This is a genomic window from Paraburkholderia domus (assembly GCF_905220705.1).
GTDB lineage: Bacteria > Pseudomonadota > Gammaproteobacteria > Burkholderiales > Burkholderiaceae > Paraburkholderia > Paraburkholderia domus.
Genome location: NZ_CAJNAT010000007.1, coordinates 62,299 through 86,231, shown reverse-complemented (window position 1 = coordinate 86,231; position 23,933 = coordinate 62,299). Strand labels below are relative to the sequence as shown.

General features: G+C 63.4%; 21 protein-coding genes. 12 read left to right on the top strand and 9 right to left on the bottom strand.

Going from position 1 to position 23,933, the window contains the following annotated elements:
• Positions 1 to 4: 4 nt before the first annotated feature.
• The 6 genes from KHO31_RS15165 to KHO31_RS15140 all read right to left on the bottom strand — a co-directional run bounded on the left by KHO31_RS15165 (position 5) and on the right by KHO31_RS15140 (position 4,831).
• Positions 5 to 577 (bottom strand): DUF2946 family protein, encoded by a 573-nt coding sequence (locus tag KHO31_RS15165; RefSeq protein ID WP_201076483.1) that lies wholly within the window; start codon positions 575 to 577, stop codon positions 5 to 7.
• On the bottom strand, positions 570 to 1,655 hold the full coding sequence (locus KHO31_RS15160; RefSeq protein ID WP_201076482.1) for a YheT family hydrolase: 1,086 nt from the start codon (positions 1,653 to 1,655) through the stop codon (positions 570 to 572). Before KHO31_RS15160 ends, KHO31_RS15165 begins: the two co-directional genes overlap by 8 nt.
• Before the next feature lie 57 nt (positions 1,656 to 1,712).
• On the bottom strand, positions 1,713 to 2,159 hold the full coding sequence (locus KHO31_RS15155; protein ID WP_012434243.1) for a nuclear transport factor 2 family protein: 447 nt from the start codon (positions 2,157 to 2,159) through the stop codon (positions 1,713 to 1,715).
• A 192-nt stretch (positions 2,160 to 2,351) separates the two neighbouring features.
• Positions 2,352 to 3,377, bottom strand: a complete 1,026-nt coding sequence (waaF, locus tag KHO31_RS15150; protein WP_211623657.1) for a lipopolysaccharide heptosyltransferase II — start codon at positions 3,375 to 3,377, stop codon at positions 2,352 to 2,354.
• A 257-nt stretch (positions 3,378 to 3,634) separates the two neighbouring features.
• Positions 3,635 to 3,829, bottom strand: coding sequence for a zinc-finger domain-containing protein (locus KHO31_RS15145; RefSeq protein WP_007180502.1), 195 nt, complete (start codon positions 3,827 to 3,829; stop codon positions 3,635 to 3,637).
• A gap of 78 nt (positions 3,830 to 3,907) precedes the next feature.
• Complete coding sequence (locus KHO31_RS15140; RefSeq protein ID WP_097390330.1) at positions 3,908 to 4,831, bottom strand: branched-chain amino acid transaminase; 924 nt, start codon at positions 4,829 to 4,831, stop codon at positions 3,908 to 3,910.
• Positions 4,832 to 5,025: 194 nt separating this feature from the next.
• Here KHO31_RS15140 and KHO31_RS15135 point away from each other — a divergent pair, with 194 nt between their 5' ends.
• From KHO31_RS15135 to KHO31_RS15095, 9 genes are all read left to right on the top strand, one after another.
• Entirely contained in the window at positions 5,026 to 5,772 is a 747-nt protein-coding gene (locus KHO31_RS15135; protein ID WP_201076480.1) for an AzlC family ABC transporter permease, read from the top strand.
• Positions 5,769 to 6,092, top strand: a complete 324-nt coding sequence (locus tag KHO31_RS15130) for an AzlD domain-containing protein (RefSeq protein WP_201076479.1) — start codon at positions 5,769 to 5,771, stop codon at positions 6,090 to 6,092. The genes KHO31_RS15135 and KHO31_RS15130 overlap by 4 nt, the downstream gene beginning before the upstream one ends.
• 274 nt (positions 6,093 to 6,366) lie before the next feature.
• Positions 6,367 to 7,560, top strand: coding sequence for a phosphoglycerate kinase (locus KHO31_RS15125; RefSeq protein ID WP_201076478.1), 1,194 nt, complete (start codon positions 6,367 to 6,369; stop codon positions 7,558 to 7,560).
• A 439-nt stretch (positions 7,561 to 7,999) separates the two neighbouring features.
• Positions 8,000 to 9,436, top strand: coding sequence for a pyruvate kinase (gene pyk / locus KHO31_RS15120; protein WP_074282300.1), 1,437 nt, complete (start codon positions 8,000 to 8,002; stop codon positions 9,434 to 9,436).
• 207 nt (positions 9,437 to 9,643) lie between these two features.
• The gene (gene fba, locus KHO31_RS15115) at positions 9,644 to 10,708 is read left to right on the top strand and encodes a class II fructose-bisphosphate aldolase (RefSeq protein ID WP_201139212.1); all 1,065 of its coding nucleotides are present in this window, start codon (positions 9,644 to 9,646) and stop codon (positions 10,706 to 10,708) included.
• Positions 10,709 to 10,840: 132 nt separating this feature from the next.
• A complete protein-coding gene (locus tag KHO31_RS15110) occupies positions 10,841 to 11,731 on the top strand; it encodes a phosphoribosylaminoimidazolesuccinocarboxamide synthase (protein ID WP_074282302.1) in 891 nt (296 codons plus the stop codon).
• A gap of 284 nt (positions 11,732 to 12,015) precedes the next feature.
• On the top strand, positions 12,016 to 12,534 hold the full coding sequence (purE, locus tag KHO31_RS15105) for a 5-(carboxyamino)imidazole ribonucleotide mutase (protein ID WP_074282303.1): 519 nt from the start codon (positions 12,016 to 12,018) through the stop codon (positions 12,532 to 12,534).
• Positions 12,535 to 12,638: 104 nt separating this feature from the next.
• A complete protein-coding gene (locus KHO31_RS15100; protein WP_201076476.1) occupies positions 12,639 to 13,835 on the top strand; it encodes a 5-(carboxyamino)imidazole ribonucleotide synthase in 1,197 nt (398 codons plus the stop codon).
• A 10-nt stretch (positions 13,836 to 13,845) separates the two neighbouring features.
• Complete coding sequence (locus tag KHO31_RS15095) at positions 13,846 to 14,895, top strand: L-threonylcarbamoyladenylate synthase (protein ID WP_201076475.1); 1,050 nt, start codon at positions 13,846 to 13,848, stop codon at positions 14,893 to 14,895.
• An 841-nt stretch (positions 14,896 to 15,736) separates the two neighbouring features.
• Here KHO31_RS15095 and KHO31_RS15090 read toward each other — a convergent pair.
• The 3 genes from KHO31_RS15090 to dacB form a co-directional block, all read right to left on the bottom strand.
• On the bottom strand, positions 15,737 to 16,984 hold the full coding sequence (locus KHO31_RS15090) for an SGNH/GDSL hydrolase family protein (RefSeq protein WP_201071054.1): 1,248 nt from the start codon (positions 16,982 to 16,984) through the stop codon (positions 15,737 to 15,739).
• Between the two features lie 94 nt (positions 16,985 to 17,078).
• Positions 17,079 to 18,029: a sterol desaturase family protein gene (locus KHO31_RS15085; protein WP_201071051.1), complete on the bottom strand. Its 951-nt coding sequence runs from the start codon at positions 18,027 to 18,029 to the stop codon at positions 17,079 to 17,081.
• Positions 18,030 to 18,279: 250 nt separating this feature from the next.
• The gene (gene dacB / locus KHO31_RS15080) at positions 18,280 to 19,929 is read right to left on the bottom strand and encodes a D-alanyl-D-alanine carboxypeptidase/D-alanyl-D-alanine endopeptidase (protein WP_201071049.1); all 1,650 of its coding nucleotides are present in this window, start codon (positions 19,927 to 19,929) and stop codon (positions 18,280 to 18,282) included.
• 180 nt (positions 19,930 to 20,109) lie between these two features.
• Here dacB and KHO31_RS15075 point away from each other — a divergent pair, with 180 nt between their 5' ends.
• The 3 genes from KHO31_RS15075 (at position 20,110) to KHO31_RS15065 (ending at position 23,753) form a co-directional block, all read left to right on the top strand.
• The gene (locus KHO31_RS15075; RefSeq protein ID WP_201071047.1) at positions 20,110 to 20,772 is read left to right on the top strand and encodes a response regulator; all 663 of its coding nucleotides are present in this window, start codon (positions 20,110 to 20,112) and stop codon (positions 20,770 to 20,772) included.
• Between the two features lie 4 nt (positions 20,773 to 20,776).
• The gene (locus KHO31_RS15070) at positions 20,777 to 22,078 is read left to right on the top strand and encodes an ATP-binding protein (protein WP_201071045.1); all 1,302 of its coding nucleotides are present in this window, start codon (positions 20,777 to 20,779) and stop codon (positions 22,076 to 22,078) included.
• Between the two features lie 157 nt (positions 22,079 to 22,235).
• Positions 22,236 to 23,753: a DegQ family serine endoprotease gene (locus tag KHO31_RS15065; protein ID WP_201071043.1), complete on the top strand. Its 1,518-nt coding sequence runs from the start codon at positions 22,236 to 22,238 to the stop codon at positions 23,751 to 23,753.
• Positions 23,754 to 23,933 lie beyond the last annotated feature (180 nt).

The following is a 23,933-nucleotide window of genomic DNA, read 5'->3' as shown; positions in this document are numbered from 1 at the left end:
AGACCTAAGCGCACGCAGCCGGACTATCGACAAACCCAAACCGCGCGGCAACTTCATTTCGCTGCACGCCCTGCAAGGGCAAGACAACGCCATTGTTCCAGCGAAACTCCCCGCTCATCGAGTCATCGCCCAACGTTGCGTGATCGGAAAAAACCTCAAGGTCATGATCATGCAAAACGGCGACTCTCGGTGTTGCCGAGCCATCGACAAACAGAATCCCACCTTCATCATCGACAAACACAGCCGAAGGCTCGAAAGACCCGCCGGCCTGGTCAGTCAAAGACAGCACCCCAGCGGCATTGGCTGACAACCTCACGACCCACGGCGTATAGCCCAACTCGATATACACCCGCTGCGGGCCGTTCTGGAAAAACCACTGCCCGCGTTCATCGGCGTCGTAATTCCGATTGATAAACCCAAGCAACGCCTCGTGCCGAATCGGCGTACCGGGCGTGCCGCTAGCCTGAGCGGCTTCATCCCGCATGCGCCAGTTGCCACGGCGGTCCAGCATCAACCATCCGGTGCAACTCGGCACATTCGGCCATTTGGCCAATGCCTGCTTGACGATGTCATCCATGATCGACGTACCGCTCCAGATAACCGAGCACGCGCCGCGACAACCAGTCGATGCGGCCGGGAAACGGCCCAGTCATAAAGCCGGCGTGGCCACCGTGCCTGGGCTGATCGAGTTCGACCAATGCCGAAACTTCGTGCTGCGCCGGTAACACCTCGGCCGGCAAGAACGGGTCGTTGCGGGCGTTCAGCACCAGTGTCGGCACGGCAATCCCAGGCAGCAAAGGTCGCGTGGTCGCGCTGCTCCAGTAATCGTCTGTATCGCGAAAGCCATGCAGGGGCGCTGTCACCACGTTGTCGAAATCGTACATCGTGCGGCTCGCCAGCATCGCGTCGCGGTCGAACAGCCCCGGAAATTGCCCAAGCTTCTGCTCGGCCTTCTGTTTCAGCGTCTTCAGGAAACTGCGCGTGTAGACCATGCCGAAGCCCTGCGACAACGCGCGGCCGCCGGCATGCACGTCGATCGGCGTCGAAATCGCCGCGGCGGCCGAGATCACCGGCGACGCATCTTCGCGCCGCTCGCCGAGCCAGCGCAGCAGCACATTGCCGCCGAGCGACACGCCCGCTGCCACGATCGGCCCGCGATGCGTGGCGCGCAAGCGCCGCAGGATCCAGTCCACCTCGTTGCTGTCGGCGAGATGATAGAAACGCGGCAAGCGATTCAGCGGCCCGCTGCAGCTGCGAAAGTGCGGCACCACGCCGTGCCAGCCGTACTCGCGCGCGGCCGCCATCAAGGTGGCGGCGTAGTGCGACGTCGAACCGCCTTCGAGGCCGTGAAACAGCACGAACAGCGGAGCGTCGTCCGCGGGAATTCCGGAGGGCGTGGCAGATGCGGGCGCAGAGGCAGGCTTGCCGTCATGCACTACCCAATCGAGATCGATGAAATCGCCATCAGGCGTATCCCAGCGCTCGCGCCGGAACGCGATTGCCGGGCGGCGCGCAAACAGCGCCGGGACAATGGTTTGAACATGCCGGTTAGGCAGCCAGAGCGGCGCGCGGTAGAGCAGCTCGACGGTGGCCTCAACAGCGGCCGCGGCGCGTGTTGCGCCGGTAGAAGCGGATTTGTCGTGCGTCGTGCTCATGCCAGCGTTGAAGCAAAAAGGTAAAACCGGTGAAGCAGGGGAAACACCGGTCAGGCGTCAGTGCAGCGACCCCTGACCATGCCGCATTTTCGTGGCGAACTGGCTGGCGGCCTCATTCGGCATCGGACTCGCGTGAATATGCGCAATCCGCCATTCGCCGCGCTCGTGGACCATGACGTACGTGGTGAACACCATCGCGGGCGTCGCCTTCGGATCAGCCGGGCGGTGTGCTTCGGCAATGGCGTAGACGACTGTACCGAGGCTGTCGTAGACGCGAATATCGAGCGGTTCGATCGAAACGCGCGCGGTTTCGAGCTGGATTTGCAAGCCGGCGCGAATGCTGTCGAGGCCGTGCAGGTGGGAGCCGTCGGCGCAGATGCAGCTAACGAACTCCTCATCGATCCACAGGCCCATCAAGCTGTCGATATTCACCTCGGCGACGGCCTGGTAGTAGGCGTTCAGCGTATCGGCGGCGGCTTCGAAGATATGGGCAAAACGTGGCATGGCTCGTCAGTCTCTTGTGCGCGGCGCGCGGCGCGCGGTTGCGGGGCAGCGGTCAGCGGTCAGCGGGACAGTCCGGAGCACCGGACAATCGCACCTAAGCGCGAGAATGCCCGCGCCGCAAGGCGCGAACATGACGCGACGCGCTCAGGAGCGTGCGGTGTTGCGTGCAAGTATCAGTCGAATCAATCGGGTTTAACGTTGCGCAAGCAACATGCCGCGCAAATCGCCAAACACCTGCTCGGCGCTCAACTGCTTCAGGCAGTTCAGATGCCCGAGCGGACACTCGCGCTGGAAACAGGGGCTGCATTCGAGATGAAGCCATTGTACCTTCGCAAGCTCGGACAAGGGCGGCGTGTGGCGCGGATCGGTCGAACCGTACACGGCCACCAGCGGCCGGCGCAGCGCGGCGGCCACGTGCATCAGACCGGAATCGTTGGTGACGACCGCATTGGCCCGCGAGATCAGCGCGCAAGCCTCGCCCAGCGCGGTCTGGCCGCACAGGTTACGCACGTTCGGCGCCTTCTCGGCGATGGCCTGGGCAAGCGGCGCGTCTTTCGGCGAGCCGAGGGCGACGATCTGTGTGTACGGGAACGATTGGCCGACCATCTGCGCGAGCGATGCGAAATGCTCAGGTGGCCAGCGCTTGGCCGGGCCGTACTCGGCGCCCGGGCAGAACACCAGCAACGGCACGCGCGTGTCCAGATTGAAGCGCGCGGATACGCGCGAGGCTTCGTTCAGGTCCGCGTCGAGCCGCGGCATCGGCAGGTCGTCGGGGACCTTGGCGCCTGGTGCGTAGGCGAGCGCGGCGTATTGGCCGACCATCGGCGGGCGCTCGTCTTTGCGCGGATTCGCGTGACGCACGTTCAGCAAGCCGTAGCGGCTTTCGCCGGTGTAGCCGATGCGCAGCGGAATGCCCGCCATCCACGGAATCAGCGCCGACTTGAGCGAATTCGGCAGGACATAGGCCGCGTCGTAACCGACATCGCGCAAGTCGCTCGCCAGTTGCCAGCGGCGCAGCATCTGCAGCTTGCCGTGCGCGAGGTCGGTTGCGTAGACGTCGCGAATCTCAGGCATGCGTTCGAGCACGGGCGCGACCCACGAGGGCGCGACCGCATCGATCACGATGCGCGGATGCAATTTCACGAGGCGCGCAAACAACGGCTGCGCCATCAATGCGTCACCGATCCAGTTCGGTGCGATAACCAACGCGCGACGCATCAGAGTGAGTGTCCGGTATCGAAACGAAGCGCCGCGCGCGCCATGCGCGTGGCGTTCGATTGTGAAAAAGGGGAAAAGTCGCGAGCCTTGCGGCGCGGATCCGGCATGGCCGGTCCCGCCGCGGCTGCGGCGTTGCTGCGAAGCGCTTGCGTTGCCGCTACCTGCTGCAAAAGCACTGCCAGCCCGTCACATGACGAACCAGGCGGCAGGCGCTCTGGCAACGAGCGCCGCAAGCGCTCAGTGCTCAGTGCTCAAGATTAGTGACCCTTGACCACTTCGCCGTCGCGCAGCTTGTAGCGCGTGCTGCAGTACGGGCATTTCGCTTCGCCGTGCGTGACGTCGATAAAGACGCGCGGATGCGCGCTCCAGCGCGGCATTGCCGGATTCGGACAGTACGCCGGCAGATCCTTTGCCGACAGTTCGACCAGCGGCATTTCCTTGATTTCGCTCATGGGGACTTTCTCGTTGTATGCAGGGTGCGTGCGTTGCGCCGCCCAAAGCCCGAGGGCCCAGGGCCTGCGCAGCGCGCGTTAGATCTTGGTGAGCCAGTGCGCGTACTTGTCGCTCTTGCCGTTCACGATATCGAAGAAGCCCGATTGCAGCTTCTCGGTGATCGGGCCGCGTGCGCCCGAGCCGATCGTGCGGTTGTCGAGTTCACGGATCGGCGTGACTTCTGCGGCGGTGCCGGTGAAGAACGCTTCGTCGCAGGTATAGACCTCGTCGCGCGTGATGCGCTTTTCGATCACCTGGATGCCCGCGTCGCGCGCCAGTGTGATGACCGTGTCGCGCGTGATGCCGTCGAGGCACGACGCCAGATCAGGTGTGTACAGCTTGCCGTTGTTCACGAGGAAGAAGTTTTCGCCCGAGCCTTCCGACACGTAGCCGTCCACATCCAGCAGCAGCGCTTCGTCGTAACCGTCGGCAATCGCTTCCTGGTTGGCGAGGATCGAGTTCACGTACCAGCCCGACGCCTTGGCGCGGACCATCGATACGTTCACGTGATGGCGCGTGAACGACGAGGTCTTCACGCGGATGCCTTTGGCGATACCGTCTTCACCGAGGTAAGCACCCCACGGCCAGGCGGCGATCGCCACGTGGATCGTGTTGCCCTTGGCCGATACGCCGAGCTTTTCCGAGCCGACCCAGATGATCGGGCGCAGGTAGCAGGATTCCAGCTTGTTTTCGCGGACCACTTCGCACTGGGCAGCAGCCAGCGTTTCGTGGTCGAACGGCACGTCCATCTGGAAGATCTTGGCCGAGTTCAAGAGGCGCTTGGTGTGCTCCTGGAGGCGGAAAATCGCCGTGCCGCCGTCCGCCGTCTTGTAGGCACGTACGCCTTCGAAAACGCCCATGCCGTAATGCAGCGTGTGGGTGAGCACGTGGATCTTGGCGTCGCGCCAGTCGATGAGCTTGCCATCCATCCAGATCTTGCCGTCGCGGTCGGCCATTGACATACGATTCTCCAGCGGGTGCGGTGAAAGAACGTTATTTTAGCGTCTTTTTGCACAAGGAACGGGCATTTGGCCGCATGTCGGACGCTATAATTCGGCGCACGCATAATTCAAATCCGGATGCGCCAGCGGGTGCTTGACGACCTGGCGCCGACCTCCCTTCGTTGCGCCGCCGCTTGGCGCCCACGTTTCGCCTCATGCTCGCTCGCCTGTCAGATACCGATCGCCGTGCCTTTCGTGAGGGCGCGCGCGACTATTCGCCCACGTTGATGGCGATTTTCTCCTGGGGGCTCGTCACTGGCATCGCGATGAGCAAGTCTGTGCTCACGCTGCCTCAGGCGCTCACCATGTCGCTGCTGTGCTACGCCGGTTCGTCGCAACTGGCCGTGCTGCCGCTGCTCGCCGCGAAGCTGCCGATCTGGACCGTGCTGCTCACGGCCGCGATGGTCAATACGCGTTTCGTGATCTTCAGCGCCGGCCTCGCGCCGCATTTTTCCTATCTGCCGATGTGGCGGCGCATTGTGCTGGGCTACTTCAACGGCGACGTGATCTATCTGCTGTTTCAGAAGAAAAGCTTTCAGACTGGCTACGTGCCGGGCAAGGAGGCGTACTTCTGGGGCATGGCGGTGTGCAGCTGGCTGTCGTGGCAGGTGTCGTCGATCGCCGGCATCCTGCTGGCGAGCCTGATTCCGGACAACTGGGGCCTCGCGCTGGCGGGCACGCTGGCGCTGCTGCCCATCATGGTGTCGGCGATTGCCACGCGCTCCACGCTGGTAGCGGTCAGCATCGCCGGCTTGGTGTCGTTGCTTGCTTTCGACCTGCCGTACCGGCTCGCGCTGCCGCTCGCGGTGATCGCGGCGATTGTCGCGGGCAGCGCCGCCGACCTGATGGTCGAGCGCGCCGATTTGCGCCGCATCCGTAACAGCGCCGGAGATTCACGATGACATCCACGCAAATCTGGCTATCCATTATTGGCATGACCTTCGTCACCGCAGTGACACGTGCCATGTTTCTAATCGGCGGCGAGCGCACGGTTTTGCCCGCGCGCGTGCAGCGGATGTTGCGCTACGCGCCGGCCGCGGCACTGGCCGCCGTCGTGCTGCCCGATGTGCTGGCGACGCCGGACGGGCTCTCGTTCGCGCCGTCGAACCACGAGTTTTATGCGACGCTGTGCGGTCTTGGGTGGTTTTTGTGGCGGCGCACCATGCTTGGCACGATTGTAGTGGGAATGCTTGTGTTCACGCTTCTGCGGCTCTTCATGTGATTGATCCGGTTGAAAATGCTGCGCTGCGGCATGCGCGGCGCATTCTTCAAATACGGGACATTCGCCTGGTTGCGGGTCAGAAGGCAGTGTGGATCGGTTAAAATGGCGGTTTCCGGGATAAGCGCGCCGCTGCATGGCGCGACAGCCGCGGCCATGCCGCCGGCGCCCGATTCAGTGGAGCCGCTGCCGTGCCGAAGCGCTGGAATTTGCCGCGCTTGGATGCCAGCGCGTCGTCCGCCACCGCCTTCCCATCAACTCGCATGCACAAAAGCCCATGAACAAGGTATTGCGTCTCTCCGATCTGATCGCCGAAGGCAAGCTATCCGGCAAACGCGTGTTCATCCGTGCCGATCTGAACGTGCCGCAGGACGATCAAGGCAACATCACCGAAGACACCCGCGTCCGCGCCTCCGTGCCGGCGATCAAGGCCGCGCTGGATGCAGGCGCCGCCGTGATGGTCACGTCGCACCTGGGCCGCCCGACCGAAGGTGAATTCAAGCCGGAAGACTCGCTTGCGCCGGTTGCGAAGCGTCTCGCTGAGCTGCTCGGCCGTGACGTGCCGCTGGTTGCGAACTGGGTCGAAAACGGCGTGAACGTGGCGCCGGGCCAAGTCGTGCTGCTGGAAAACTGCCGCGTCAACAAGGGCGAAAAGAAGGATTCCGACGAGCTCGCGCAGAAAATGGCGAAGCTCTGCGATATCTACGTGAACGATGCATTCGGCACCGCGCACCGCGCCGAAGCCACCACGCACGGCATCGCGAAGTACGCGCCGATCGCCTGCGCCGGCCCGCTGCTCGCCGCTGAACTCGAAGCGCTCGGCAAGGCGCTGGGCGCGCCGAGGCGCCCGCTGGTGGCGATCGTCGCCGGTTCGAAGGTGTCTACCAAGCTGACTATTCTGAAGTCGCTGGCTGACAAGGTCGATCAGCTGATCGTGGGCGGCGGTATCGCCAATACGTTTATGCTGGCGGCCGGCCTGAAGATCGGCAAGTCGCTCGCCGAAGCCGATCTGGTCAACGAAGCCAAAGCCATCATCGACGCAGCGAAAGCCCGCGGCGCCTCGGTGCCGATCCCGACCGACGTGGTCACGGCGAAAGAATTCTCGCCGACTGCCAAGGCCGAAGTGAAGGCCGTCGCCGATGTTCAAGACGACGACCTGATCCTCGACATCGGACCGGAAACCGCCAAGGTGCTCGCAGCACAACTGGAAAAAGCCGGCACGATCGTGTGGAACGGCCCGGTCGGCGTGTTCGAATTCGATCAGTTCGGCAATGGTACGAAGACGTTGGCTGACGCGATCGCCAAATCGTCGGCGTTCTCGATTGCAGGTGGCGGCGACACGCTCGCGGCAATTGCCAAGTACGGCATCCACGACAAGGTCAGCTACATCTCGACGGGCGGCGGCGCCTTCCTCGAGTTCCTCGAGGGCAAGAAACTGCCCGCTGTTGAAGTTCTGGAATCGCGGGCTTAACGTGGTGACGCGCTCCCCCTCAGCGAAGTCTGCAAAAGCACGCGGCAACAAGTCGCCGCGCAACACCGCAGCAGCAACGGCAGGGGAGCGCGAAGCGCGCTCCGCCGCCACGACGGCCGCGGCCGAATCTGTTGAATCGGTTATTGCTCAGCAGGAAGAATCCGGGTCGCCCCTGGCGCTCGCGGAGTTGACCACTGTCAGCGAGGCAGCGGAATTGTCCACTGGACAAGCCGCTCTTTCGCCGGCAGAACTCCCGGACGAAGAGGTCGCACTCGCACCCCCACCGGCATCCCCCGTGCCGGTGTCGAACACCGCTTCACCCCATAAAGCGACGCTGGTTTCAACCGGCGCGCAGCCCCCCGTAGCACCCTTCGGTGCGCAGCCTCCGCATCCGACTCGCAGCGCTCATTCCAGCGATCCCATCCAGACGAGGAGACTCATGCATCGCGCTACCAAGATTGTCGCTACCATCGGACCGGCTTCCAGTACGCCGGAAATTCTGCTGCAAATGATTCGAGCAGGGTTGGACGTGGTGCGGCTCAATTTCTCGCACGGCACTGCCGACGACCACCGCCAGCGCGCCGAATTCGTGCGCGAGGCGGCCCGCCAGGCTGGCCGTGAAGTCGCCATCATGGCCGACCTGCAAGGCCCGAAGATCCGGGTCGGTAAATTCGAAAACGGCAAGATCATGCTGGTCGCCGGCGAGTCGTTCGTGCTCGACGCTGAGTGCGAACTCGGCAACGAACAACGCGCCGGTCTCGACTACAAAGACCTGCCGCGTGACCTGAAACCGGGCGACGTGCTGTTGCTCAACGACGGCCTGATCGTGCTGGACGTCACACGGGTGATCGGCAGCGAGATCCATACCACCGTGAAGATCGGTGGCGAGCTGTCGAACAACAAGGGTATCAACCGCCAGGGCGGCGGCCTGTCGGCGCCGGCCTTGACCGCGAAAGACATGGAAGACATCCGCACGGCGATGTCGCTCGGCGTGGATTTCGTCGCGGTATCGTTCCCCAAGAACGCCACCGACATGGAAATGGCCCGCCAGCTCGCGAATATCGCGGGTGCGCCCTACGGCATCAAGCCGAAGATGATCGCGAAGATCGAGCGTGCGGAAGCGATTCCGGCGCTGCAAGGCATCCTCGACGCATCGGACGGCATCATGGTCGCGCGTGGCGATCTGGCCGTGGAAGTGGGGAATGCCGCAGTGCCGGCGCTGCAAAAGCGCATGATTCGTATGGCGCGTGAATCGAACAAGTTCGTGATCACCGCGACCCAGATGATGGAATCGATGATCTACGCTCCGGTGCCGACCCGCGCCGAAGTGTCGGACGTCGCCAACGCGGTGCTGGACGGAACGGATGCGGTGATGCTGTCGGCTGAGTCCGCAGCGGGCAAGTACCCGGTGCAGACCATCGAAACGATGGCGGCGATCTGTGTGGAAGCCGAGAAGTCGGAGCAGTCGGAGCTGGACAAGGATTTCCTCGACCGCACCTTCACGCGCATCGACCAGTCCATCGCCATGGGCGCGCTGTTCACGGCGTTCCACCTGGGCGCGAAGGCGATCGTTGCGTTGACCGAATCGGGTTCGACCGCGCTGTGGATGTCGCGTCACTGGACGCACGTGCCGATTTTCGCGCTCACGCCGCGCGTTGGCAGCGAACGGGCGATGGCGATCTACCGCAACGTCACGTCCTTGCATCTGGACACCAGCAGCGACCGCGACACCGCGTTGCAGCAGGCGCTGGAAACCGTTGTCAGCAAGGGCTACGCGTCGCACGGCGACATGGTGGTGCTGACCGTCGGCGAGCCGATGGGCCAGGCAGGCGGCACGAACACGCTGAAAATCGTGCGCGTCGGCGAGCCGTATTGATTTGGCTGGGACTGCTCGATCGACACAGGCTTGACCCAAGCGAAGCAGGCTGCCATGCCCCGCGAGAGGCGGCGCACAGACTCCAATCGCGCGTGGGGGAAACGCGCTTTAGGGAACGTGTGAAAGGGTATGCAGCTTGCTTCGCGATAAAATCGCCAAAAAAGATGCCGACGGCACAGAATTCGTTTCAATCTAAGGAGTTACAGCATGCCTCTCGTATCAATGCGTCAACTGCTGGACCATGCCGCCGAAAACGGTTATGGCATTCCGGCATTCAACGTGAACAACCTGGAGCAGGTGCAGGCGATCATGTTCGCAGCGGACAAGGTCAACGCCCCGGTCATCATGCAGGCGTCGGCCGGCGCGCGTAAGTACGCGGGCGAGCCGTTCCTGCGCCACCTGATCGAAGCGGCGGTGGAGTCGTACCCGCATATTCCGGTCGTGATGCACCAGGACCACGGCCAGTCGCCGGCGGTCTGTATGGCGGCGATCCGCAGCGGTTTCACCAGCGTGATGATGGACGGTTCGCTCGAAGCCGACGGCAAGACGGTCGCATCGTACGAATACAATGTCGAAGTCTCGCGCAAGGTCGTTGAAGCGGCGCATTCGATCGGCATCACGGTGGAAGCGGAACTGGGCGTGCTCGGTTCGCTGGAAACCATGAAGGGTGACAAGGAAGACGGCCACGGCGCGGAAGGCACGATGACCCGCGAGCAACTGCTGACCGACCCGGAGCAGGCTGCCGACTTCGTCAAGCTGACGCAATGCGACGCGCTCGCAATCGCGATCGGTACGTCGCACGGCGCGTACAAATTCAGCAAGAAGCCCACGGGCGACATCCTGTCGATCCAGCGCATCAAGGAAATTCACCAGCGCATTCCGAATACGCACCTGGTGATGCACGGTTCGTCGTCGGTGCCGCAGGAGCTGCTCGCGGAAATCCGCGAATTCGGCGGCGACATGAAGGAAACCTACGGTGTGCCGGTCGAGGAAATTCAGGAAGGCATCAAGCACGGCGTGCGTAAGGTCAACATCGACACCGACCTGCGTTTGGCGATCACCGGCGCGATCCGCCGCTACATGGCGACCAATCCGGGCAAGTTCGATCCGCGCGACTACCTGAAGCCGGCGCGCGAAGCCGCGATGAAGATCTGTCTCGAGCGCTTCACGCAATTTGGCTGCGAAGGCCAGGCTGGCAAGATCAAGCCGGTTTCGCTTGATAAAATCGCGGAGAAGTACAAGTCGGGCGAGCTCGCACAAGTCGTCCGCTAAGCTATAAGCACGCTCAACACCTGGCCGAAAGGCCAGGTTGTCGTTCGATCGCCGTTCCCGCATCATCCGGGGAACGGCGTTTCCCTTTTGTTCCGGTCACACTTTTTGCCCCACTTTTAGCGAACCACGACGATGTCTACCCTTTACGAATCCACGCTCCGCTCGCTGCCGCTGCTCGGCCGCGGTAAAGTCCGCGACAACTATGCGGTGGGCAACGACCAGTTGCTGATCGTCACGACCGACCGTCTGTCGGCGTTCGACGTCATCATGGGCGAGCCGATTCCGAATAAGGGCCGCGTGCTCAACGAAATGGCGAACTTCTGGTTCGAGAAACTCAAGCATGTGGTGCCGAATCACCTGACGGGCGTGGCGCCCGAATCCGTGGTGGCGGCGGACGAAGTGGAACAGGTGAAGGGCCGTGCCGTGGTGGTAAAGCGTCTCGAGCCGATCCTCGTCGAAGCGGTGGTGCGTGGCTATCTGGCCGGCAGTGGCTGGAAAGACTACCAGGCAACCGGGTCGGTGTGCGGCGTTGAACTGCCGCCTGGTCTGCAAAACGCGCAGAAGCTGCCTGAGCCGATTTTCACGCCGGCAGCCAAGGCCGAAATGGGCCACCACGACGAAAACATCACGTACAACGAGATGGAACGCCGCATCGGCACCGAACTGTCGGCCACGATCCGCGATATCTCGATCAAGCTGTACAAGGAAGCCGCTGACTATGCCGCTACGCGCGGCATCATCATCGCGGATACGAAGTTCGAATTCGGCCTGGACAACCACGGCCAGCTGTATCTGATGGACGAGGCGCTGACCGCCGATTCGTCGCGCTTCTGGCCGGCGGACCAGTATCAGGTCGGCACCAATCCGCCGTCGTTCGACAAGCAGTTCGTGCGCGACTGGCTCGAAACCCAGCCGTGGAAGAAAGAGCCGCCCGCGCCGAAGCTGCCGGACGACGTGGTCACGAAGACGGGCGAGAAGTACCAGGAAGCGCTCGAACGCCTGACCGGACATAAGCTCGCCTAATTGCACGCACCTGGTTAGATCCGCGCTGCGTGAGAAAACGCCGGGCCGCCCCAAGTTTTCTCACCCCCTTGGGGGGCTGGCGCGAAGCGACAGGTAGGTGGCGCTTTGAACAAAACGCCGGGCCGCCCCCAAGTTTTCTCACCCCCTCGGGGCTGGCGCGAAGTGACAAGTAGGGGGCGCTTTGAACAAAACGCCGGGCCACCCCCAAGTTTTCTCACCCCCTCAGGGGCCTGGCGCGAAGCGACAGGTCCGGGGGCGCTCTCAAGAAACAAGGAAGCCGTAAGATGAGTGAAGTCCAGACTGCCCATACGCACGCCGCGCCGGTTGTCGGCGTGCTGATGGGGTCCAGTTCCGACTGGGAAGTGATGAAGAACGCCGTTGCGATTCTGCAAGAGTTCGGCGTGCCGTATGAAGCCAAGGTCGTGTCGGCGCACCGCATGCCCGACGAGATGTTCGCGTATGCCGAGAGCGCGCGTGAACGTGGCATTCGCGCGATTATCGCGGGTGCGGGCGGCGCGGCGCATCTGCCGGGCATGCTGGCTGCCAAGACCACGGTGCCGGTGCTTGGCGTGCCGGTGGCGAGCAAGTATCTGAAGGGCGTCGATTCGTTGCATTCGATCGTGCAGATGCCCAAGGGCGTACCGGTCGCCACGTTTGCAATCGGCGAAGCCGGCGCGGCGAATGCGGCGCTGTTCGCGGTGTCGATTCTGAGCGGCACGAGCCCCGAGTATGCGGAAAAGCTGGCTGCGTTCCGCGTGCGCCAGAACGAAGCAGCCCACGCAATGGTGCTGCCGGCGCTGTAAGCGCTGTGGCTGATTGTTTTTAGACGTCCCCTCATGTCTGACCCCCGGTCAGATGCCGCTATTGCACGTTTTGCATGCGCATCCGGCCGTGACCGACCACTAAGATGAACCCAGACAACACACCGGTTTCACCGATTCTGCCCGGCGCATGGCTTGGCATGGTCGGTGGCGGCCAGCTCGGCCGCATGTTCTGCTTTGCCGCTCAGGCGATGGGCTATCGCGTCGCCGTGCTCGACCCCGACGAAAATAGTCCCGCGGGCGCGGTTGCCGACCGCCATATCCGTGCGACTTACGACGACGAAGCGTCGCTCACCGAACTCGCGCGGCTGTGCGCGGCGGTGTCGACTGAGTTCGAGAACGTGCCGGCGGCGAGTCTCGATTTCCTCGCGAAAACCACGTTTGTGAGTCCGGCCGGCCGTTGTGTCGCCGTGGCGCAGGACCGGATCGCCGAGAAGCGCTTTATCGCGTCGTCAGGCGTGACGGTGGCGCCGCACGTGGTGATCGAATCATCGGACGCTCTGGCTGCGCTCGACGATGCGAAGCTCGATGCTGTGCTGCCCGGCATTCTCAAGACTGCACGCATGGGCTATGACGGCAAAGGCCAGATCCGCGTGCGCAACGCCGAGGAAGTGCGCGAGGCGCATGCGTCGCTGGCGGGCGTTCCGTGCGTGCTGGAAAAGCGCTTGCCGCTGAAGTTCGAAGTGTCGGCGCTGATTGCGCGCGCGGCGAGCGGCGCGTCGGTGGTGTATCCGCTGGCGCAGAACACGCATCGCGACGGCGTGCTGTCGCACACCATTGTCCCCGCACCGGATGCAAGCCCGACGCTGGTCGCGCAAGCGCAACAGGCTGCGCTGCAAATCGCGGACAAGCTCGGTTATGTCGGTGTGCTGTGCGTCGAGTTCTTCATTCTCGAAGATGGATCCCTGGTCGCCAACGAAATGGCGCCGCGTCCGCACAACTCCGGCCATTACACCGTCGACGCCTGCGCGACCAGCCAGTTCGAACAGCAGGTCCGCGCGATGACCAGTATGCCGCTCGGCGACACCCGCCAGCATTCGCCGGCGGTGATGCTGAACATCCTCGGCGACGTCTGGTTCCCGGGCGGCCCGAAGGGTGCGGCGGTCACGCCGCCCTGGCATGAAGTTGCCGCGATGCCGGCGGCGCGTTTGCACCTGTACGGCAAGGAAGAGGCACGTTGTGGCCGCAAGATGGGTCACGTGAACTTCACGGCTGCGACGCTCGAAGAAGCACGCACGGCGGCGCGCGATTGCGCGCGGCTCCTGCACATCATCACGAGCTGACGCGAGCGCCATGCCGGATCAACAGAAACCCGCCGAGGGCGCCGCGAGCGCCTTGTCTGTGAGCGCTGCGCAGATCGAGCATGCGGCCGCGCTGCTCGATGCGGGCGGTCTGGTCGCGTTTCCCACGGAGACTGTCTACGGACTCGGCGGCGACGCCGAGAGTCCGGACGCCGTCGCGCGCATTTATGCGGCGAAGGGCAGGCCGGCGAACCATCCGGTGATCGTGCATCTGGCGCCGCAGGGCGATCCGAACTACTGGGTCGAGCATTTGCCCGCGGAGGCGCAGCGCCTGATCGATGCGTTCTGGCCGGGGCCGCTCACGTTAATCCTGAAGCGCGCGGCGCGAATTGATGCAGCGGTCAGTGGTGGACAGGATTCGGTGGGTTTGCGCTGTCCGTCGCATCCTGTTGCCCAGGCTTTGCTGGAAGCGTTCAGCGCGTTGCGTAGCGGACATGGTGGCGTGGCTGCGCCGTCGGCGAATCGTTTTGGTCATGTGAGCCCGACAACGGCGCAGCATGTGCGCGACGAGTTCGGCAGCGCGATTCATGTGCTGGACGGGGGCGCTTCGGACGTTGGGATCGAATCGACGATTCTCGATTTGTCGCGCGGGTTTCCGGCGCTGCTGAGGCCGGGACGCGTCACGCCGCAAGATATCGCCGATGTGCTCGGTGAAGCACCGAAGTTGCCAGACGGATCGGATGCGACGGCACCACGTGCTTCGGGAACGTTGAAGGCGCACTATGCGCCGCGCACGCCGTTGGCGTTATTGCCATTTGGCGCACTCGAATCTTTGCTTGCCGCGCGCCAGGCGGATGAGCGTGTGGCCTTGGTCGCGCGGGCTTCGCGTGCCGGGCATTGGGCGGACGTGGAAGGTGTGCATTTCATCGCGGCACCTGAAGATCCGCATGTGTATGCGCGTGAGTTGTATGGGTTGCTGAGGGCGCTGGATCGTGCGAACGTGTCGCGGATTCTGATCGAGAAGCTGCCGGATACGATTGAGTGGATTGCTGTTAATGACCGGTTAGGGCGTGCTGCGGCGGCCTTTGAAGCGCAGGGTTGAACGGTTGGGGTTTTTGTCTGTGCGGCGCTTGTGTCTGTTTGCTTACGGTGTTGGCCTTTCCTTGAATTGTTAGTGGTTTATTAGCGTCGCCCCTGTGCGGGGCGGGCACCTACTTTTCTTTGCCTGCCGAAAAGAAAAGTAGGCAAAAGAAAGCGGCTCACACCGCTAATTCTTAAGCGGGTCCCCTGGCTTGGAGGGAGCAGTGGTGCATCTGGAATCTGTGCTGTCGCACATTCGGCCCTGGTGACAAGGCAGTCATTCTTCCGGCGGCGCTACGCGCGCCGAAGAGTGCTTCATAAAACCGTCCGCTGTTTTTTGCTTTCGTGTACAGCCTGGGGCTAGGGACCGCCATTGCACGGGCACTGCGACGACATCAAAGCACCGCGGCATATCGCGCGGAGCGCGGGTTTGCCTATGAGCGCAGAACCGACTCGGCGAGGCGAAGCCGATGGCCCCACCGAGTCCAAACGAAGCCCATGTTTTCTGATGACCCTTTCCGGTGAGCGCGTAGTGCGAGGCGGGAAGTATGAGCGCCTTGTCACTGACGCCGAATGTGCGAGGGCGCAGATTCCAGATGCACCACTACTGCAACTGTGCGGGGGACCCGCTTAAGAATTAGCGGTTTGAGCCGCTTTCTTTTGCCTACTTTTCTTTGCGGCAGGCAAAGAAAAGTAGGTGCCGCCCCGCACAGGGGCGACGCAAATAGACCACTAACAAAGCAAGGAAAGGCCAACACCGTAGGCAAACAGCCAACACGCGCCGCACAGGCAACAAAAAACGCCCGGCTTGACCAGCAAACCGAGCGTTCGAACCCCACTCTATTACCGCTACGCGGCCAACCTCATTTCCCTAAACCTGTCGCCGCGATCTGCTGCTGGACGAACTGCGCGAACAACGCGTGCAAGTGCGTGCTCGGATGGACCAAGTCCGCGAACATGTAGGTCTGGTCAGCGCCGGCCACCGTGTAGGTCTGCGGTGAGCAGAACAGCGACGAGCCGAACTGGGAGCCGTACTGGGCCGGGGTCAGCCCGTTCGTTGCGCTCGGATTGGCAGTGGCGTACGCGGTTGCGTTGGCAACCATCGACGTCAGGTTACACGCCGTGCCGGTGTTGGGCACCGTGAAGCCAAGCGCCTGGTAGTTCGGCAACTGCTGATCAATCCACGTGAACGCATCGGCCACGATGACCTTGCCCGTACCCAGCAGGCCGAGGGCCGTCAAGCTCTGAACCAGCATGCCGTTATACGCCGCGGTAATCCCCGACAGCAGTGCAGCCGTGCCAGGTGCGGCTGCGTTAGCTTGAACGCCTTGCGGTGTACTGCCGATGTCCGGCACCGTCGAGATCACCACGTGGGTCGCACCCGAGTTGACCATGATCTGGACTTGCGCTGCAAGCTGGGCGGCGGCCTGCGCGATCTGGGGATTGGGCAGCCCCTGCAGGTAGCCGGCGATGAACTCGACCTGGCCTGCTTGCGAGTTCGGCAATTTGCCGGCCTGCACCAGCAGCGGGTATTGCGTCTGTAGCGCGGTGCCGAGCGCCGTCAGATTGGCGGCGGTCGAGAACTGGAAGATGTCGTTCGCGCCACCGTTGATCAGCACGAGTTGGTTCCCGTTGAAGCTGGTATGCGCGCTCAGGTAGTTTGCCACCTGGGTCACCACCGGCACCGTCGTAGCCGCCATGCTGTTCGGTGCCCAACCTTCGCCTTGGGCGTTGACGACGTCCGAGCCGCCTTGCGCGTAGCCAAACCCGCCCGTCGCAACCAGCGGTTGACCGAAGCCGCCCACATACGCGGCGGTCAACGTGCCGCCGTAATACTCCGCGACCTTCTGCGTCCACACTTCACCCGGGTTGGTCGTGAAGCGGCCGCCGCCGAAATTCGCCTGAATCACCGGCGCATACGTGCCGACGTCCGACAGGCTGTCGCCGAACGACACGACCTGCAAATTCACGCCCCCCGCAGGCGTGCTGCTGCTCGAGTTGTTGTTATCGCTGCCGCCGCCGCAAGCCGCGAGCAGTGCAAACGCGGCACTGGCGACGGCGATCTGCGTGACGCGTACGAAATTGCGCTTCTTCGATGTTGTTTGATTCATGTTGACTACATCTCCTCGTATGGGTGGCCCTGATGCCATGTATTGCAGGCAGCGCCCACCGCGTCGGCGGCGTGACGACAGCTTACAGAATCTTCTACGGCCTGCGCGGTGTTTGAAACGCGGCCGTATGGTTTTCTTCAATGCCCGTATCGCCGCCGGATGCCGCGACACCGGCACTCGCACTGGCGGCGCGGCGCGCATGATAATCCGCGGCCCACGCGGGCGGTGCGAACAGCGCGCGCAACTTGTTGCGCCAGCCTCGCACGCTCACGAAATCGGCCGCCATCGACGCCCATTCGTGAAACGTCGCCTTCAGCGGGTTATAGGTGTGAAGTGGCTCGACGATGCCGTACAGCGGCGCGTTGTGCGGATCTTCTTCGACATAGCTGCCGAACAGGCGATCCCAGATCACCAGCACGCCGGCATAGTTACGGTCGATATAGTGCTCGTTGCGCGCGTGATGCACGCGATGAATCGACGGCGTGTTGAACACGTATTCGAGCCAGCCGAGCTTGCCGACAGCCTGGGTGTGCACGAAAAACTGGAAGCCCAGGTTGATTAGCACGATCGCCACAATCTGCTTCGGCGGAAAGCCGAGCACGGCGAGCGGAATCCAGAACAGCCACATGCCGGCAATCGGATACATCAGGCTCTGGCGGAACGCGGTCGAAAAATTCATCCGCTCCGACGAGTGATGCACGACATGCGCGGCCCACAGCCAGCGCACGCGGTGGCTGCAGCGGTGAAACACGTAATAGAGCAGATCTTGCGCGACGAACAACACGACGAACGACACCCAGGTCGCCGGCCACGTGGTGACGCGATAGTGATCGTAGAAGAACGCATAAACGGGGATGATCGCGAGCCACGCGAGCTTGTCGGCGGCTTGCTGCATCAGCGCGAGCGCGGCGTTGCAGAACGTGTCGCGCCAGCTATAGAGCTGCGCGCCGGGGCGCGTGCGCCGCAGGTGCCACGCCTCCCAGCCAATGCATGCGAGAAAGACTGGCGCCATGGCGAGCAGCAGCAATTCAGCATCGAATTGCATGGTGTCTTCCTCCGTGGTCCCTGGTCGCTGCGTTTGCCGCAACGGACGTTGTCGTTATCGTTTGATCGGGCCACGCGACGCTCCCTAGGAGGCCCCCCCGTCCCGAAGGAAATCCCCTCTGGGGATTGGCGGACCGCAACGGGTGCGTGGCTCGTGCGCTACGTGTTGCGTTTTACGCGCGCCTCAAACACTGCCCGACAGCGTACACGCTTGGGCGCGTTGCGGCGCGCGGCTTTGCTAGAAGGATTCCTCAATGGGCGCCGCGCTTGTGCGGGTTTTTCCTGGGCTTGCTACTGCGCGGTTCGCCGACGCGTTCGGAGACCTTCGTGAATCCTTGGGACGGTCCCTGATATACCCATTCGAGCAGCGCGTCGTGTGCGGCGCGCGCGGCTTCCGAATGCGGGTCGTTGATCAGGCTCACCACCACGTAGCTATTGCCATCTGCCGAGGCCACGTACCCAGCGATCGCACGCACATCGCGCAATGTACCGGTCTTGATGTGCGCATTGCCGCCCGCGCCCTGGTTGGTCAAGCGGTTGCGCATCGTGCCGTCGACGCCGGCAATCGGTAGCGACTCCACGAACACCTGGGCGACCGGGCTCGTGTTGGCCCGCTGCAGCAGATCGGCGAGCGAGAGCGCAGTGATGTGCTCGTCGCGCGACAGACCCGAGCCGTTGTCGAGCGTCAGGTATTGCATGTCGACGCTGTCGCGGCGCAGAAACGCCTCGATGGCGCGTGCCGACTTAGCGGGCGTGGCGGGCGGCTTTTCTTCCGTCGCGCCGATCGTCAGGAACAGGTTGCGCGCCATCGTGTTGTTGCTGAACTTGTTGATGTCGCGAACGATGTCGGACAGCACCGGCCCCTGGTGCGTAGCGACGAGGCGCGCGCCGACCGGCACCGGGCCTTCGCGGGTTGCGCCGCTGAAGGTGCCGCCGGTTTGCTGCCACAGCGCGAGGAAGCCGCCCGCGAAGAACGCGGTGTGATCGAGCACCGCGACGTTGATCGTGCGCGGGCCGCAGCGTACCGAGTAGTCGCCGTCGAACGATGCCACCACCGTGCCATTGGGCTGCGGGGTGACGGTGGGCGAGACGGAGGCGGCGTCGCCGCGGCACGGACCATTGACGGCGTGCATCTGATTGTCGATCTGCAACTGCGAGAGCGCGGGCAGCACGTCGATTGCGACGCTGCCATCCGGGGACGGTGTCAGCGTGAACGACAGCGATTTGAAGGCGTACAGCAGCGGATCGGGGCCGACGTTGTAAGGCGCGGTGGCGTCGTCGTCGAACGGCGGCAGATCGCGCGTGGAGGTGTCGAAGTAGCGCTTGTCGAGCACCAGCGCGCCGTCGATGCCATTGATGCCGGATTTGTGGATCTTCTGCACGAGGTCGATCAGTTCTTCGGGCACGAGTTTCGGATCGCCCGTGCCCTGAATGTACAGATTGCCGTGCAGTACGCCGTTGGCGTCGAGCGTGCCGTCCGCGTAGGCACTCGTGCGCCAGCGATAGTCCGGGCCGAGGATCGACAGGCCCGAGTAGGTGGTGACGAGTTTCATCGTCGAGGCGGGCATCATCGGCTTGCCGGCATTCAGTGCGACGATCGGCGTGCGGTCGCCGACTTTTTCGACCACCACACTGATCGACGACAAGGGCACGTGCGCGCGCTGCAGGCCGATCATGACCGGCTGCGGCAACACCGTGGTGACGTTGACGCTCGGATGCGTGGCCTTGACGCGCGCCTCTGCGACGAGCGGCAGCGCTGCGCCGCAGCCGAGCGCGGCGCAGGCAAACAGCAAGGCCGCCGTGCGCGGCGCGAACCGGCGAGGCTGGGAGTCTGCAACAGAAGAAGACAGCGGACGCAGCGCCACACGGCGTGCGAGAGAAGACAGGAAAACGTGCGTCATGGACGGGTGAAAAAGCAAAATTTCGAGGCGTGGGGCACGCGGCAAGCCAGGCTGCGCGACGCAAAGCGCTCATTGTAGAGACATGGCGCGAGGCTGCGGTGAAAAAGCGTCGTATGGCGCGCACGCCGGGGCCGGGCGCTAGAATGCGGCATCATCAAATGTTTCAGGACCGACCCAACCATGCGCATATTGCTAGTCGAAGACGACCGGATGATCGCCGAAGGCGTGCGCAAGGCGCTACGCGGTGAAGGCTTCGCGGTCGACTGGGTGGAAGACGGCGAAGCGGCGCTCAGCGCGGCGACCAGCCAACCTTACGATCTGGTGCTGCTCGATCTCGGCCTGCCTAAACGCGATGGGCTCGACGTGCTGCGCACGTTGCGCGCGAAAGGCCACGCCACGCCGGTGCTGATCCTCACCGCGCGCGATGCGGTCGCCGATCGCGTCAAGGGCCTCGACGCCGGCGCCGACGACTATCTCGTCAAACCTTTCGATCTCGACGAACTCGGCGCCCGCATGCGCGCGTTGATCCGCCGCCAATCGGGCCGCAGCGATTCGACGATTCGCCATGGCAACCTGACGCTCGATCCCGCGTCGCATCAGGTCACGCTCGACGGCGCACCGGTCGCGTTGTCGGCGCGCGAATTCGCCTTGCTCGAAGCGTTGATCGCACGGCCCGGCGCGGTGCTCTCGAAGAGCCAGCTCGAAGAAAAAATGTACGGCTGGGGCGAGGAGATCGGCAGTAACACCGTCGAGGTCTACATTCACGCCCTGCGCAAGAAGCTCGGCGCGGACATGATCCGCAACGTTCGCGGTCTTGGCTACATGATCGCCAAGGACGCCTGAGCCGATGCGTTCGATTCGCCGTCAATTGCTGTTCTGGCTGCTGGCGCTGGTGTTGCTCGGCGTCGGCATTGCGGGTTGGCTGATCTACCGGCAAGCGCTTGCCGAAGCCAACGAACTGTTCGATTACCAGTTGGAGCAGATCGCCGCGGCGCTGCCGTCGGAACCGTTCTCGCAGGTGCTCGGTTCGCGCGACACCGGCGACGAAGGCATCGTGCTGCAAATCTGGAATCGCAACGGCGTGCTGATGTACTACTCGCGACCACGTGCGCCGCTCGCGCCGCGCGCCGAACTGGGCTTTTCGACTGAGCATACGGATCGCGGCGACTGGCGTGTGTACGGCGCGATCGTCGGCGATAACGTCGTGCAGCTGGCGCAGCCGGTTTCGGTGCGCAACCGCCTCGCGGCGAATGTCGCGTTGCGGACCCTGTGGCCGTTGATCGTTCTGCTGCCGCTATTGGGTCTGGCGGTGTGGGTCGTCGTCGGGCGCGGACTGCGGCCGTTGCGGCGCGTGACCAGCGCGCTCGACGCGCGTCACCCCGAGGCGCTCGACCCCTTGCCCGATCAGCGTTTGCCGCTCGAAGTACAGCCGCTCGTGCGCGCATTGAACGGCCTGCTCGAACGGCTTGCCACCGCGCTCGATATTCAGAAAGCATTCGTCGCCGATGCCGCGCACGAATTGCGTACGCCGCTTGCCGCTGTGCAGATCCAATCGCAACTGGTGGCCCGCGCGAAGGACGACGCCACGCGCAGCGAAGCGCTGGCCGATCTGCAGGCGGGTGTCACGCGCGCCACGCGTCTCGCGGAGCAATTGCTGGCGCTCGCCCGTTCGGAACCGGATGGTCTCGCCGCGACGAACGCGATCGATTTGCGCGCGTTGCTGCAGGACTGCGTGGTGGCTTACGCGCCGCTTGCGCAGAATCGCGGCGTCGATCTCGGTATCGAGGCGAGCGAACCCGCCACGGTGACTGGCGACGCCGACGCGCTGCGTGTCATGTTCAACAATCTCGTTGATAACGCAACCAAATACACGCCGCGAGGCGGCCGCGTCGATGTCGGTCTGCATGTCGAAGAAGGGCATCCCGTGGTGCGGATTGCCGACAGCGGACCGGGCATCGAGCCGGCTGAACGTGACCGCGTGTTCGACCGCTTCTACCGGGCCGGCGCCGGCGCGAGCCGCGCGCGCACCGACGTGGCGGGCAGCGGTCTCGGCCTCGCGATCGTGCGCCGCATCGCCACGCAACACCATGCGGCGGTGAAGCTCGACGAATCTCCGGCGGGTGGTTTGCAGGTCGAAGTGCGCTTCTGAGTGTGAGGCTTTCTGTTCGTAAAGTGGCTTAAACGAGACTTAAAAAAGCTTCAAAAACGGGCTTCAGGCGATCTGGCGCTGCTTAAGACTCTTTTAAGCGATGCCACGTACGCTTCATCTCATTCCAAAGCCTCTTTCTCCCAGTCAGGAGTACACGATGAACGCGAAAACCTTGTCCCGCAGCGCTGTTGCAGTGGCTGTCGCCGTGGCGCTTTCCGCCGGCTATGTGGCGGGGCATCGCGACGTGCCCGCGCCGCAGGTGATCACGCCGGCGCAGGCCGCGATGATGCCTGCTGAAGCCGCTGCGAAAACCGGTATCCCTGATTTCTCGGGTCTGGTCGAAACCTACGGCCCGGCTGTCGTCAACATCAGCGCGAAGCACGTCGTCAAACAGACTGCGTTGCGCGGCAACGGTGGTAATGGCGGCAACGGCGGCAATCAACTGCCGATCGATCCGAGCGATCCCTTCTATCAGTTCTACAAGCACTTCTTCGGCGGCATGCCGGGCATGCAAGGCGGCGACGGCGGCGATGCGCCCGATCAGCCGAGCGCGAGCCTCGGCTCGGGATTCATCGTCAGCAGTGACGGCTATATCCTGACCAACGCCCATGTGGTGGACGGCGCGAACGTCGTCACCGTGAAGCTCACCGACAAGCGCGAATTCAAGGCGAAAGTGGTCGGCGCCGACAAGCAGTCCGACGTCGCCGTGCTGAAGATCGACGCAAGCAGTCTGCCGACCGTGAAGATCGGCGATCCGCGTCAGAGCAAGGTCGGCCAGTGGGTGGTCGCGATCGGCTCGCCTTACGGTTTCGACAACACGGTGACCTCGGGCATCATCAGCGCGAAGTCGCGCTCGCTGCCGAACGAAAACTACACGCCGTTCATCCAGACCGACGTGCCGGTGAACCCGGGTAACTCGGGCGGTCCGCTGTTCAATCTGCAAGGCGAAGTGATCGGCATCAATTCGATGATCTATTCGCAGACGGGCGGCTTCCAGGGCCTTTCGTTCGCGATCCCGATCAATGAGGCGATCAAGGTCAAGGACGATCTCGTCAAGACCGGCCATGTGAGCCGCGGACGTCTCGGCGTCGCGGTGCAGGGCATGAACCAGACGCTGGCCGATTCGTTCGGCATGCAGAAGCCGCAAGGCGCGCTCGTCAGCTCGGTCGATCCGGGCGGCCCGGCCGCCAAGGGCGGTTTGCAACCGGGCGACGTGATTCTGTCGGTGAATGGTGAGCCGGTCAGCGACTCGTCGGATCTGCCGTCGCAGGTCGCGGGTCTGGCGCCGGGCAGCAAGGCCACCGTGCAGGTGTGGCGCGACAAGGCCACCAAGGACCTGACAGTGACGATCGGTTCGCTGTCGGATGCGAAGGTGGCCTCGGACAAGGCCGATCAGCCGACCCAGTTGCAAGGCCGTCTCGGTGTGGCGGTGCGGCCGCTGACGCCGGAGGAGAAGAGCAGCGCGTCGGTGTCGCACGGTCTGCTGGTGCAGCAATCGGGCGGCGCGGCCGAAAACGCCGGTATCCAGCCGGGCGACGTGATTCTGGCGGTCAACGGCCGGCCGGTCACGAGCGTCGATCAGTTGAAGCAGATGATCTCCGGAGCGGGCAACAGCATCGCGTTGCTGATCCAGCGCGATAACGCGCAGATCTTTGTGCCGGTCGATCTCGGCTAACGGGAAATTGAACGAAATGAAGTAACGTTTGCCGGTCCTTGCACTTAGTGCCGACGGACCGGCATTTTTTCACCCGTTCCAAATCCGTGAAACAGGGCGCTCTGCGCCGCGTGGCGTGGCGCAGCAGCGGTTTCCAGACGCAAACTGAGGCTTGGCACGCAGGTTGCGTCGGTTTTGATC

Bases quoted from the DNA above. Each gene is read 5' to 3' on its own strand.
- purE (WP_074282303.1), top strand. From the start codon at position 12,016: ATGAGTGAAGTCCAGACTGCCCATACGCACGCCGCGCCGGTTGTCGGC.
- waaF (WP_211623657.1), bottom strand. From the start codon at position 3,377: ATGCGTCGCGCGTTGGTTATCGCACCGAACTGGATCGGTGACGCATTG.
- KHO31_RS15125 (WP_201076478.1), top strand. From the start codon at position 6,367: ATGAACAAGGTATTGCGTCTCTCCGATCTGATCGCCGAAGGCAAGCTA.
- KHO31_RS15155 (WP_012434243.1), bottom strand. From the start codon at position 2,159: ATGCCACGTTTTGCCCATATCTTCGAAGCCGCCGCCGATACGCTGAAC.
- KHO31_RS15145 (WP_007180502.1), bottom strand. From the start codon at position 3,829: ATGAGCGAAATCAAGGAAATGCCGCTGGTCGAACTGTCGGCAAAGGAT.
- KHO31_RS15160 (WP_201076482.1), bottom strand. From the start codon at position 1,655: ATGAGCACGACGCACGACAAATCCGCTTCTACCGGCGCAACACGCGCC.
- KHO31_RS15110 (WP_074282302.1), top strand. From the start codon at position 10,841: ATGTCTACCCTTTACGAATCCACGCTCCGCTCGCTGCCGCTGCTCGGC.
- KHO31_RS15085 (WP_201071051.1), bottom strand. From the start codon at position 18,029: ATGCAATTCGATGCTGAATTGCTGCTGCTCGCCATGGCGCCAGTCTTT.
- KHO31_RS15135 (WP_201076480.1), top strand. From the start codon at position 5,026: ATGCTCGCTCGCCTGTCAGATACCGATCGCCGTGCCTTTCGTGAGGGC.
- KHO31_RS15100 (WP_201076476.1), top strand. From the start codon at position 12,639: ATGAACCCAGACAACACACCGGTTTCACCGATTCTGCCCGGCGCATGG.
- KHO31_RS15095 (WP_201076475.1), top strand. From the start codon at position 13,846: ATGCCGGATCAACAGAAACCCGCCGAGGGCGCCGCGAGCGCCTTGTCT.
- KHO31_RS15065 (WP_201071043.1), top strand. From the start codon at position 22,236: ATGAACGCGAAAACCTTGTCCCGCAGCGCTGTTGCAGTGGCTGTCGCC.
- KHO31_RS15075 (WP_201071047.1), top strand. From the start codon at position 20,110: ATGCGCATATTGCTAGTCGAAGACGACCGGATGATCGCCGAAGGCGTG.
- KHO31_RS15070 (WP_201071045.1), top strand. From the start codon at position 20,777: ATGCGTTCGATTCGCCGTCAATTGCTGTTCTGGCTGCTGGCGCTGGTG.
- dacB (WP_201071049.1), bottom strand. From the start codon at position 19,929: ATGACGCACGTTTTCCTGTCTTCTCTCGCACGCCGTGTGGCGCTGCGT.
- KHO31_RS15165 (WP_201076483.1), bottom strand. From the start codon at position 577: ATGGATGACATCGTCAAGCAGGCATTGGCCAAATGGCCGAATGTGCCG.
- fba (WP_201139212.1), top strand. From the start codon at position 9,644: ATGCCTCTCGTATCAATGCGTCAACTGCTGGACCATGCCGCCGAAAAC.
- KHO31_RS15090 (WP_201071054.1), bottom strand. From the start codon at position 16,984: ATGAATCAAACAACATCGAAGAAGCGCAATTTCGTACGCGTCACGCAG.
- pyk (WP_074282300.1), top strand. From the start codon at position 8,000: ATGCATCGCGCTACCAAGATTGTCGCTACCATCGGACCGGCTTCCAGT.
- KHO31_RS15140 (WP_097390330.1), bottom strand. From the start codon at position 4,831: ATGTCAATGGCCGACCGCGACGGCAAGATCTGGATGGATGGCAAGCTC.
- KHO31_RS15130 (WP_201076479.1), top strand. From the start codon at position 5,769: ATGACATCCACGCAAATCTGGCTATCCATTATTGGCATGACCTTCGTC.